General features: G+C 59.9%; 5 protein-coding genes and 1 tRNA gene. 2 read left to right on the top strand and 4 right to left on the bottom strand.

Annotated features, from left to right (window positions below):
• The first annotated feature begins 92 nt into the window (after positions 1-92).
• A tRNA-Leu gene (locus N2604_RS01655) sits at positions 93-179 on the top strand.
• 85 nt (positions 180-264) lie between these two features.
• Positions 265-1,821, top strand: coding sequence for a DUF6538 domain-containing protein (locus N2604_RS01650; protein ID WP_225161493.1), 1,557 nt, complete (start codon positions 265-267; stop codon positions 1,819-1,821).
• Between the two features lie 884 nt (positions 1,822-2,705).
• Here the strand turns inward: N2604_RS01650 and N2604_RS01645 are convergent.
• The 4 genes from N2604_RS01645 to N2604_RS01630 form a co-directional block, all read right to left on the bottom strand.
• Positions 2,706-5,762 (bottom strand): UvrD-helicase domain-containing protein, encoded by a 3,057-nt coding sequence (locus tag N2604_RS01645; RefSeq protein WP_225161492.1) that lies wholly within the window; start codon positions 5,760-5,762, stop codon positions 2,706-2,708.
• A gap of 314 nt (positions 5,763-6,076) precedes the next feature.
• Positions 6,077-9,472: an exodeoxyribonuclease V subunit beta gene (locus N2604_RS01640; protein WP_260376407.1), complete on the bottom strand. Its 3,396-nt coding sequence runs from the start codon at positions 9,470-9,472 to the stop codon at positions 6,077-6,079.
• Positions 9,472-12,126, bottom strand: a complete 2,655-nt coding sequence (locus N2604_RS01635) for a PD-(D/E)XK nuclease family protein (protein ID WP_225161491.1) — start codon at positions 12,124-12,126, stop codon at positions 9,472-9,474. The genes N2604_RS01640 and N2604_RS01635 overlap by 1 nt, the downstream gene beginning before the upstream one ends.
• Before the next feature lie 18 nt (positions 12,127-12,144).
• On the bottom strand, positions 12,145-12,288 hold the full coding sequence (locus tag N2604_RS01630; protein WP_225161490.1) for a hypothetical protein: 144 nt from the start codon (positions 12,286-12,288) through the stop codon (positions 12,145-12,147).
• Positions 12,289-12,345: the final 57 nt, after the last annotated feature.

The following is a 12,345-nucleotide window of genomic DNA, read 5'->3' as shown; positions in this document are numbered from 1 at the left end:
ATGCGCAATCGGCATCCCGAACCGGGCTTCACGCATGAATTGACAACGGCGTCACCGAACCGTAGTAACCGCCTCCGTGCCCCAAACGGCATGCCCAGGTGGTGGAATTGGTAGACGCGCTGGCTTCAGGTGCCAGTGGCTTAACGGCCGTGAAGGTTCGAGTCCTTTCCTGGGCACCACCGTTCTTTTAGGTGATTGTTTCTCCACAACTAATGCAAAATCAGAGACTTAGGGCTACCGGCTTGGTACAAAAGGCTGGTACAAATGCCCCTCACTATGTCTCGTCCCTGGAAGCATCCCGACAGCGGTGTCTATTGGTTTCGCAGAGCCGTTCCCGCGGAATTGCGCGCGCTCGTTGGCAAGCGCGAAGAGAAGCGCAGTCTGCAGACGAAGGACCCATCGATCGCCCGGCGTCGGCACGCCGAAGCACTGGCTGAGGTCGAGGCCCGGTGGGCAAACCTGCGCGGCGGGGTCCGCACGCTAAGCGAACGAGAGGCTCACGAACTGGCCGCCCAAGCGCATGATCGCTGGCTGGCGGCCTACAAGGACAATCCTAGCGGACAAACCACCTGGCGGGTGGATCTCGGCGAACGGCTATGGAGTTCCCCAGCTGCTCTCGCTGGCCCGCTGACGTCAAACTTTCTTTCTGAATACGATCCGGACGCCGCCAAGCTTCGCGACATGGAGAATTGGTGCCGTGCCAGTGCCAAGGACTGCCTTGCCGCGAAGGGTCTGGTGGTCAACCCCGACAGCGAACTGGTTCTCGCTAAAGCGCTCAGTTTTGCGATTCAGCGCGCCAGCCTAACGCTTGCGCGGTACGCGAAGGGCGAATTTGGCATCGACTCCAGGGCTGGCGGGATGTGGCAAGCCAACTCTCCGACGCCCGGCGCGGGCTCGACGGTGCCGCTAGCCGAACTCATCAAAGGATGGTCCTCCGAGCGCAAACCCGCGCAGAAGACGCTTTATGAATGGAACCGTGTGCTGCGGCAGCTCGAGGCGTTTCTTGGACACGATGACGCCGGCAGAATTTCGAGCGAAGACCTGATCACCTGGAAAGGCTCAATGGTAGAGGCCGGCTTGCGGCCGAAGACGATTCAGGACGCCAAATTGGCACCGGTGAGGGCGATTCTGCAGTGGGGTGTCGATAATCGCCGGATCGCTAAGAACCCAGCCGATCATGTCACGATCGAGGTAAAGGCGATAGCTACCGAGAAGAAGCGCAGCTTTACCGATGAGGAAGCCCGTGTGATTTTGGCGGCATCCTTGCTGGAGAAAGATGCGGTCCGCCGCTGGGTACCGTGGCTCGGGGCCTATTCTGGCGCGAGGGTCTCCGAACTTTGCCAGTTGCGGGTCGAGGACGTAGTTGAAATCGACCGGATCTGGTGCATGAAATTTGACCCGGAAGCGGGTCCGCTCAAAAATAGCAGTTCGGAACGCACCATCCCACTGCATCCCGCGCTGATCGATCGCGGGTTTTTGAAATTCGTTGCAAGCGTTAAATCGGGCCCACTCTTTCCTCATCTGCCACCCGATAAGTTTGGCAAACGAGGTGGAAACGGCACGAAGGTCATCGGCCGATTTGTGCGTGCGCTCGGCATTGTCGATCCACGCCTTTCGCCCAGCCATTCCTGGCGGCATCGAATCAAAACGCTGGGACGTCGGCACGGACTTGCGAAGGACATCCTTGAGGCAATCACCGGTCACGGGCAAAAGAGCGTCGCTGACAGCTATGGCGAGTTTCCGATGGAAGCCTTGTTTCGCGAGTTGAAGAAAATTCCAGAGCTCGATCTCGAGGCCACAAAAAATCCGGACGGGGGGTGAGAATCCCTCCCTCTTCGGGGCAATGCCAACACTCGACGATCAAATGCCAACCTGTCCCTCCCCTCCATACCATGGGCGTCGCTCCGCCGTTGGCTGGAGAAGATCGAAGCGATCGACGTGGACGGAGCGACGCTAGCTCAGTCGCTTTAAGCACCGGACGATGTCGTCGATCAACCTCGGCCGGCGACCTCATTCGTCATCTCGCCTTCTTGCCCGACAGCCGTTGCCGGAGGTTGTCATCGAACATCACGGCGGGGGAAATCATTGCCCCCGTTGATTGGATCCAGAACTGCAAAGACGGAATCGACGGGTCTCATATCAGTGTTCTCTTGCGTACGAACCCTGGCGCCAGCGAGTCAGCGGGTGAGCCGGCGTGCAGGTAAGCAACCTATCAAGCCGACGAACTGGCAAGTAGACAGGTTAGCAAGCGAGCTAGGCCACGAGCCAACAAGCTAGCAAGTCGGCAAGTTAAGAAACTAGCAGCCAGCAAGTCATCGGGTTATCGAGATGGCGAGCTAAGGATTAGCAAGCCGACAACTGAACAGGCGAGCAATTTAGCAAGTCAACGACTAAGCACAGCAACGAAACGACCATCGTTTGGCACGTCAACACATCCTATGATCAATTGCTCTGCGTCCGATGGCTTTCGCCAGATCGGATTGGGAATCAGAGCAGCAACGACGTAGCCTCGCTGACTACCTTGATTCTGTGCGGGCAGCGTGCCGTGACTCGCTGGTCGTTCATCGTATGTGGTGCTCTTCTTCTTCTGAACAGAACCTCTCTGAGGCCCAGACGGAGGGGCGCGTTGTAAGCGCCAATGGCCAAGGAACCGGCGCTGGTATAACTTCAGCCGTGAAGGGATTATAGCTGCGCGCTCGCGACGGTCAGCTATCCCGCAGCTTTACGCCTTCCTCCTGACAGACCCGTAGGATCCTTTGGACATCGATAGTGCCGAGACTCGACTGGGCGTAAAGGTCCGAACGGGAGATTCGGCCAAAGTCGGATAGCTTTTTGACGCCGATGCCCCCGAGCACATCGACGACACGATCTGAGAATCCGATTTCGCTCAATGTGATCTCAACGTTAGCGGGCGGCCTCGCGAGCGACCTGGCATAGTCCTTCAAAGTCGCGATTTTTTTTCTGCTGAGGTGCGGGGCGAGCACTTTCTCGCTTACGTTGATTAGTTCGCGCAGTGACCGTATATTCAGTGAATGCAATAGCGCCATGTCTCGGGCCGGTAGGCCTAGCACCTCCAGGCTCCCTGCACGCGCAATCGTCCTCAGGTGTTGAGCGGGCTCGCTATCAACAATTATGGTAGACGTGATCGAGGCAGCGGATTGCTGGGTCCGCCGTGGCTTGATGGTAGGGCGCGCACCAAGAGAAGCTTGCATTAAACGCGTCTTGATTATTTCTCGGGCTACTGGGCCAAACGTAGAGCCGCCGCCGGTCGCTAGATCGTCACCAAGTGAGCCCATTGTCTTCCACTTGAGCCGTCGTTGCGTCCCCGCCTGAAGCAGGCCCCGCCCATCGACGACTTCCTCAAGCTTTTGTTGAAGGTCGACTTCAAGTCCCCGCGCGTAAGGAGTGTAGATGAACTCGGATCCTGTAAGTTCGCGAACGTCCAGTATGTCCACGTCAGGAAACTCTTGGAGGAATCCCGGTAAGCTCAAATCCGGTAAATCATCCAAAGCGACCACGTCCGACCACTTCGAAGTGGGCACCTCCAGGTTAGATAGCCAATCGCAGATTGTGCCTGAGTAGGACAGAATCAGCTGGGTTTTCGCTCGCGTCATTGCGACGTAGAATTCGCTTGCGCTTCGAAAAACTTCCTGCTCGGGAGCCCATGAAGGCGGCAGATTTCCCTTGGCGCAGTTTACGATCACCATCGTGTCGAATTCGTAGCCCTTTGTTTGTTCCAGGTCAGACAAAAATCGACTGCCGCGAAGAAATTGTGAAGCGCCATCGAGCACAGGTACCCCAATATCTTTGCCGTACTGCTGAACTTCGTAGCCAGAATAGCCTACTAGCGCGATGCAGCCCGAGTGAGTGCCTCCGCGTCGCGCGGCAAGCTCGTCATTGTAGTCGAGAAGCCGAAGTGCAGCCGCAATCTCGACCTGGAGGGAAGGCGCTTCTAGGATCAGAGGTTCGGACGAAGACCGATAGGACAATTCGGGATCAGAAATCTCCATTTCTCCAATCTCGAAATGGAATTCGGAAAGATTTGATGTTAGCACCTTGTGTGCCAGCCTAAGAATCTCCCTGCTGTTTCGGTAGTTGCGGCGGATAGCAAAGGATCGACCCTTAACGTCTATTCCTGCGGATTCGAACGATTGGTGCTTGGGTAGGATGTGCTGCGCCGCGTCACCGCAGAGGAAGATGTCATTCTTGTCAGGCTTAACGAGGCGCCGCAGGATGGAGAGCTCGACGCTACCGAAATCCTGAGCCTCATCGACGAGGATGCAGCGGTATTGGGGCTCGATTTGTTCGGTGTGCTTTGTCAGCGCTGTGACCACGCCCATGTAGTCGATGACGCCAACGGCGGACATCTTCCGCTCCCATCCGCCCAGCCCTTCGAGTATGGCCGGCCTATGCTGCTCGGAGATCTTGTAGCCTCGCCCTTGTCGCGCAATCGCGTTGTAGTCGGCGCGATTGTCGCGTCCAAGCGCACTCCGGATCCAGTCAAATTCCTCGGCGAGGTATCGCTCCGCCTCGATCGACTGTGAGGTCAGTAGACGGTGGATAGGGCGAAGGACTTCAGCGTCCTTGACGTTGTTGAGACAACGGTAGAACTCGCGATAGACCTCATCCTTGTGCTCCTCAAGCCGCCACGTCACGTCGCGGTACAGCTTGGCGCTCATGGGCTCAAATCCCACGAGCAGACGTTGGCAAATCGAAAAAAGCGAGTTCACTTCGATTCGCGACCTGAGGGCGGCGTCATCTCCGCACGCGAAATCCACGATCTCGGAAATGAACTCGCAGAGTGCCCTATTCAGGCTCAAGATCAGTATCTTGCCGTCCTGGTATTCACTGGCCAGCCGCACCGCGCGCTTGATGGCGATACTCGTCTTGCCCGAGCCCGTCACTCCTGAGAGCTTCGCAGGACCGGAGTAATCCGCCAGTACCAGCTTCTCCTGTTCGGGATGCATAAACAGGAACCATTCAAACGGATGCTTCGTTTCGATGAAGCGTTGAGCCCACTTATTGTATTCTACAGAGCCGATCTCCACTTTCCTTGTACTGTCACCCATGTCGAGCTCGACAAGTTCGTCTGGCGAAAGTTCTGAAAGTGGTTTGAACATCCCGAGGTGGTGTAGCACCCTGTTTTGCGCTTCGTCGAGGGCGCCATTGTTGAGGAGAATGAGGATGTCGAAGAGGGCCGTTCGCAAGCTCTCATCGGCCAAATGTGCGAGTTTGCTCTTGACGAGACCTTCTGGACTCCCCGCAAGAAGTTCTCGTATTGGTTTTACATCTCGAAAGGGAAGATGTCCCAACAGCTGTTCAGATAGATCGTCTGGCAGCCTGTCAATTAGAATGCCGGACCAATTATCTGGTTCGTTGCTAATCGATATCCCCCTTTTCTCATCTGAAATCTTTGTCGTTCCAAGAAGGTTGCCCTCAACTGCGCCGATTGTGAGTCCTCGGTGCTTCTCAATCCATGTGTCTGTTTCGTTGTGGTCGCCCACGTAGAGCAAAAAAATGCAGCCGTTTCCAACAACGGTGACGAGACGACAGAAATCTTGCAGGTCGTATTTTACGCACCCTGAAATTCTGGTTTCGCCATGTTTCGTAAGTCGGAGTGCGTCAAACGGGTCCTCAAAACGCGAAACGCTACCAAGCATAGCGAGCACTTGGCTTGCAGCTTTGCTTTTCCTGCCGCCGGAGAGCTTCATGGTTCTGAGAGCGTTCATGAAGTCCTTGGTCTCGTAGAGTTCGACGTCCACGTTTGCCTCCTTAGCGCCTATTATTTTATTTGTTGCAAGAATCAACAGCGCTGCCCAGCGTAGTTGCGCTGGAGTAACCATACAATTTGAGTGGGTTAGCAGAGTTCTGAGCTGTCGATCAATGGTTCATTGAACCATGTCGGTTAAGGGTGACGGGCTTGCTTGCTCCTGCGTCGGACAGGTCGTTGGCTCGCACGTGCTGGTTTGGGATTATCCCCGGGGCGGCTGCCTTCGTTGCAAGACCTCCTCATTGAAGAGGTCATGATGAGTGGGGCTGGCGGGACGCTTGCGTGATGACATCGGTCGCCTTCCTCTCAGGCCGCCTTCATCCGGGCCGAGGGCGAGACAGTGACCACCGTGCCGGTGGTCATCAACACGATCAATCCCTGCTCGGCGCCAGTCATGTCGAGATAGGTCCGGACCTGCGAGCGATAGTGCTCGAGCGTCTGATGATCGGGGTTCACATCGCTCTTCCAGTCAACCACAACGGCGGCGCGGCCATCGGCGGTCAGTGTCAGCGCGTCCGCGATGCCGGTGGTCGCCGTCTCCTCGTCGCTGTCGGCATAGGCGGCGTATACGGGAAACTCGGCCAGTAGCCCCAACCGCAACGTCGCGATCTCCGGCAGGGCCATTGTGCGAACGATGCAGCGTGCCAGTTCTTCCGGCGAAAGTCCTGCTGCGGGATCAGCAACGGGCGACCGACCGAGCTCTCGGATCAGGTCGTTCGCGCGTTCCATGACGGCTGGAGCGGCATCATCGATTTCCCCACTCAGGACCTCTTCCATCAGCTTGTGGAGGATCAGCCCGCGCTCACGTCCGCCCTGGACCTGAATCGTAGCCTCCAGATTTCGAGGCTGATCGTCGGCGGCGCTTATCCAGATCTCGGCTTCTTCTTCTTGGAGCACCGCGCCAGAGGCGTTTTCGTCGCGGCTGGGCGCCAGCCAGGTGAGGTGCGTCTGCCGCGCAGCGATTGCGGCGGCCTCGGCAGCAAAGATTTCGCGTGTCTGGGTGTTGCTCGGCCCGGCGTCAGCGGCCCCTTCTCCGAGCGGCCGATGGGGGACGTCGAGTGCGGGAAGTTCGGCGAGCGATAGATCGAGAAGACCGATCCAGGCCGATCTTGCAGGAGTCACATCGAGCCGGGGCAGCACGAGCAGTTCGCGGGCGCGTGTCGCAGCGACATACCAGAGTCGGATGCGCTCGCGATCCAGCTCATCCTTCTCTGCTTGCTGCGCAGCGTCATAGCCGTTCGGCTCGACGCCGAAGACCGGGCAATAGAAGGCATCATTCTGCCGGTCGACTATCGCGCTGTCGGGTGACATGATGCCTGTCATGGTGTTGACAGGGATGACGATTGGCCATTCCAGGCCTTTCGCGGCGTGCATCGTGAAGAGCGCGACGGCTTCCTCCTGCGCGTCCGGGCGTCCTTCCACCACACGTGCTTCATCGGTCCAAGCTGCGGTCATGGCCTCAGCGAAAGCGCGAAGACCGCGCACAGCGTAGCGGGTCGACAGGCTTAGATATAGATCGACATTGGCGAGCGCGCGTTCGGCCTGACCGCGATGACGCTCGTGAAGAAGGGGGCGCACTCGCATCACGTCGACGGTCTGCGAGAGAAGCTCATGAGGTGTTGTGCTGTTGCCGCGCCGGTAAAGCGCCTGCAGCTTCTCGATCGCTTCGCGTGCGAGCGAATGGGTGATGTTGGCGGCATCGACGTCGAGATCCAGGCGGGGAATCCGGTCAGGCTCTTCCTCCGAACGCGGGAGCGTCCAGACAATATCGAGCAGTTCCTCTTCGGTGAGGCCAACCAAGGGACCACGCAACAGCGCCCCGAGCGCCAGCGTATCGCGCCGATCGGCGAGCACACGGGTCAACGCGATCAGGTCTTGGACCTCTTGCCGGCGGAAAAGGCCCTTGCCAGCCTGCGTCGCCACTGGAATTCCCCGACTTTCCAGCGCCTCCTCATAGCGCCACAGCTCGGCGCCGGTTGGGGCCAGCAAAGCGATGTCGCCCGGCTGGCAGATCCTTTCCGCGCCGTTACGCCGGTCGACAATGCGTTGGCTGCCAATCAGGCGCGCGCATAAATCCGCCACCGCATTGGCTTCGGCGTCGCGCTGCTGCTCGCTAGTCGCCTTTCCGTTCTCATTGGCGACCGGGATGTCGAGGGCGGCAACGCACAATCCGTCGCGGGGATCCTCATGGAATGGATCAAGGGCGGCGAAGCCGGGTTGCCCGTCCGCCGACAGCACGGCCTCGAAGCGCTCATTGACGAACGTGAGAATCGAGGCGCAGGAGCGAAAATTCGTCGAGATCGACAGGAGGCTGTCGGGATACTGGGCGCGAAAAGTGTCGCGTGCCTGCACATAGGCGCCGACGTCGGCACCGCGAAAGCGATAGATTGCCTGCTTGGGGTCGCCAACCAGAAAGAGCGCTCCTGGTCGGATCCGAAACCGAGTCCAGTCGGTCTCTCCAACGGCGGGCTCGCCGCAGAGCCGCCAGAAGATTTCGGTCTGCTGGGGGTCCGTGTCTTGGAATTCATCGACGAGGACGTGCGCGAAGCGCTGCCCCAGCGAGCGCCGCACATCATCATGATCGCGCAGCAGGTCGCGCGCGGCAAAGATCAAATCGTCGAAGTCGAGCTGGGCGCTCGCGCGCTTGTGCTCGCGATAGCGTTGCAGGATCGGACGTGCTTCCTGGATCAATGACGTCAGAACATGGCTGGCCGTGGCCTGAAGAAGCGATGTCCAGGCATCGCAGCAGGCGATGTAGTGGCCTTGGGCGGCGACGTTCAATCGCTCACCATCCGCCTTTGAGAGGCCTGCCTGCTTCGCCGCTTCAGTCCATTTCCCTTTCTTACGGTAGGAGGCGAATGCACCTGCCTTCGTGCAAAGATCAGGATGCAGTCGCGAGGCAAGGAGGCGAACCAAACCCGAGGGCATCGCAGGACCGAAGCCTGCGGCAAGCGCGGCCATCATGTCGGTCAGACGGTCGACAATCGCCGACGTTTCGGGTTCGATCGCTGCAGCGTTGCGGAGGAAAGCTGCAAAATCCGTCGTCGCTTGCCGGAAGGACGCCACATGATCGTCGAGCGGAGTCGCGGGTGGCGCTAAGAGAGTGCGTCGGCGCCTGAGATTTTCGGCAATCTTGTGAATGAGCTTTACGGTCTCGCCAGGGCTATGCAGCACCATTTCAGCGAGAATGCCGGCGCGATCACTGGACAAGCGCTCGCGCAACCAACCATCGACGATCTCGATGAAGGTGAGATCAGCCTGATTGGGGTCCATGACGCTGGCGCCCGGATCGATATCGGCTTCGGCCGGAAAGGGCTTGATCAAGCGCTGGCAGAAGCCGTGGATGGTTGAGCAGGCGATTTCGTCGATAGCGGCGCTCGCGGCTACGAGATTGTCGCGCTGCGACTGCGACAGCCCATCGGGCAGCGCCACACGGAGCTCGGCCGCAATACGTCCGACGGTGAGGTCGGCAACAAATTCGCGAACACGTGAGAGGAGCTCGCTTGCCGCCAGTTCTGTAAAGGTGACGGCGGCAATACTACGGGGCGGGATGCCCTCTGCAAGCATGAGAGCAATGCGCCCGGCCATGACGGCGGTCTTACCCGAGCCCGCGCCGGCTTCCACCAGGATTGATTGATCATGAAGGCTGATCGCGTTGCGGCGAGCGCCGTCGTCCCTGAGAGCTTTGGATACGCTTCTCATCATTCTGCCTCCCAGATCTGAGCAATATCGCCAAGCCGCTCGATCGCGGCCGGCAGCTTGCGTTTGCAATAAGTGGCGCTGGCGTTCGCCGGCAGAGCGAAAGCCAACTCGTCATAGTCGCCGCCCGTGTCTGGGCCAGGCAGTGCAGCGCCGCCCAAGACGCTGTTCCTCGCCGAGCGAAGATAGCCGGTGATCTCAGCAAGCACCGCCTGAGGATCGTCAAGCTGGAGATCGATCTGCTCACGCGGGAATAGTAAGGAGGCGGTGATCTCGACATCGCCCAAGAGCGCCTTCACCGCGAATGCATAGAGGCACCGCTGAAGCTCGCGACCGCCGTTCAGCCGGATTTCGGTCCGCGGCGGTCGTCCGGTCTTGTAATCGCGAACGAGTGCGCGCCTGCCGTCGCCGGCTATGTCGAGCCGGTCGATATAGCCTGCGATCTTGAAGCCCGCGTCGGGTATCGAGACCGGCAAGGTGGGATCCCAGGGGGGCGCCGCCGTCGACTTGGGCGCCGACCCACCGAATGGCACCTCAACATATGAGCGAGCGCCCGGCAGACCATTGTCGCGATAGGCGAGGGCCCGGCTCGCCAATAGGCGTACATCGTCCAGAGTGCGCTCCCAGATAACGGCCGGCGGGACCCCGCGCTTGTTCTCCCAATCGGCGGCGATGAGGCGAGCGGCATTGTCTACTGCCGTCATGATCGCCGCGCTGTCGGCCGACGCGAGTCCGCCCGCGCTTTCAAGGTCGCGCAAGGCGCGATCGAGAACCATATGGACGAGATCACCGACGTCGATCGCGTCGAGTACCAAGGGTTCGGCGGTGCTTTCGGGCAGGCGCCAGCCGAACGCATAGACCCAGACGAAGCTCAGCGAGTTGCGCAGCAGACGCCGGAGCGAGCTGGCCGACTGAGTGCGGCTCAAGATCGCAAGAATGAGTGGATGATCAGGCCGAACGAGGCCGTCGTGCGCGGTGATCTCGGTGCGATGCCAGTCACGCCAGCAGCCTCGTGCGCTGATCGCCTGCGGATATGCACTGAACTCCTGCGGCCGAGCTGTGAGACGGTCGGTTTCGCTGAAGGCATGTAGTGGCACAGCGTTGCGGCGGAGATAGATCTCCTCGCCGTGCCCGGCGAGGAGCGGGCTCCGTCCCAAGAGACGTCCGTCGCTGTCGCGTCGGGCGCGTGAGAGCACGACCTCAACCGTTGTAGTGGCCAGGATCGTCTCGAAATCCCGGCGATCGGCGAGCCCGACTGGCAGCGGATCGAGTTCGGGGGTGGAGATGATATGATGTGGGATCAGCCGGTCTTCGGCGATCCCGCGCGGCCAGCGAGAGGAGTTGAGGCCGATCAGGCGCACGAAGCGGCGCGGGGATGCCGCTAGCATGCTGGCCGGCATCCATGCGACGGACACGCAGGCTTCCAGCCCGTCGTCTTGCTTTAGCGTTTCAAGCGTGGTGTCGATCGAGGCCGCCGGTCCGGCGAGAAGGGCTTTACGCCAGACGGCTAGCGCCCGGCCTTTGAGGAAGGCATCGCCAATCTCTTGCGCCGCGTTCGGCCCCCTGGCGAGCAGATTCACAGCCGCGCGCAGTGTCGAAGAGTGATCTACACCATCGGGCCAGTCCTGGGGGGTCAGCCGCGCCAACAGGCGGCCCCAAGCGTCCGGCGTCGACAATGGCGCATCGCTCGGCAGGACGCTCAACCATCCCTTAGGCAGGAACTCGAAGGCCGCCGAATCGGTGCAGAGCGTAGCGAGACGCCGAAGGCGTGACTGCGACAGGCCGCGAACAACAATATCGGCTAAAGCCGCAGCCGCCTGTCCGTCGCGAGTGGTGACAGTCCTTACGCCTTGGGCGAAGTGCAGATCGATGTTGGCATCAGCACGCAGCGCCAGGAAGTGATCATCATAGTCGGCGGTCGAGGCGGAGGCGATTGCGATGTCGGAGGGTGCAGCCTTGCCAGAGGCCAAGATCGAACGCACCCAACGCATCGCCTCGATTGCTTCGTGATAGGCCGTGGCTGCGCTGACGACGCTGACGGCAGGCGAGGTAGATGGCGCCCGCGTCACACGCACGCCTGTGCTTTCCAGCCAGGCCGGCGTTGTTCTTGGCCCGGCGGTCCATTGCACCGGGATATGCTCCGCAAGCGCTCTCAGCAGAGGCCGCCAGCAGGGCGAAAGTTCGGTGAGGCCAACGATCTCTATCGATCCGAAGACCGCTGGCGCGTGGACGATACGTCTTGTAGCCGCGGCGACGATATCGACGGGACGCATCATGCCGATTGGAAATTGCGCCAGGACCGCGGCCTCAAGCTCAGCAATTGCGGCGAGCCGCGGATGGTCACCCGCGCGAGCCGAAAGATCGATGCCGGCGCGCCAGACCTTGTGCAGGGTGTCCGCCGCCGCATCGATCATGCCGGGGAGCGACTTGATGCCTTCGAGCTCGCCCATAGGCGTGGTGCGAAGTACCGCCTGGAGAGCTGCGCGTAAGCTCTCATCATCGATCGTCTTGGTGAAGCCGCCAGCAAGGCGCGCCGCCGCTTGCTCGAAGGGCATGATCTGGAGGCCGTGACGACGCTCTCGAGCGGCGGACAGGCGGCCTTCTCGCGTGGCCAGGCGGCCATGCACGACAAGTGTTGATCTACACGCGACGGGCATGACCGCTTCCTCCCAAGACTATTTCTTGTTCGGACGCTGGGTCAGCGCCGACCCCGCCGCCGTCTTGGCCGCCTTGCTACTTTTCGGGTCCCGGAGGACCTTGGAGGCAGCGCTCGCCGCCTTCTTGCTGGTGACTTCCTGATTCGAGCCGCGCTTCGCCATTGTTTTCCCTCATCAATATCCAGCTCGTCCCTATTGACGAGCATCGTTGATAGGGAT

It is taken from the genome of Bradyrhizobium sp. CB1015 (assembly GCF_025200925.1).
Classification (GTDB): domain Bacteria; phylum Pseudomonadota; class Alphaproteobacteria; order Rhizobiales; family Xanthobacteraceae; genus Bradyrhizobium.
Note: the sequence above shows the minus strand (reverse complement) of the source record. Positions and strands in the feature narration are given on the sequence as shown.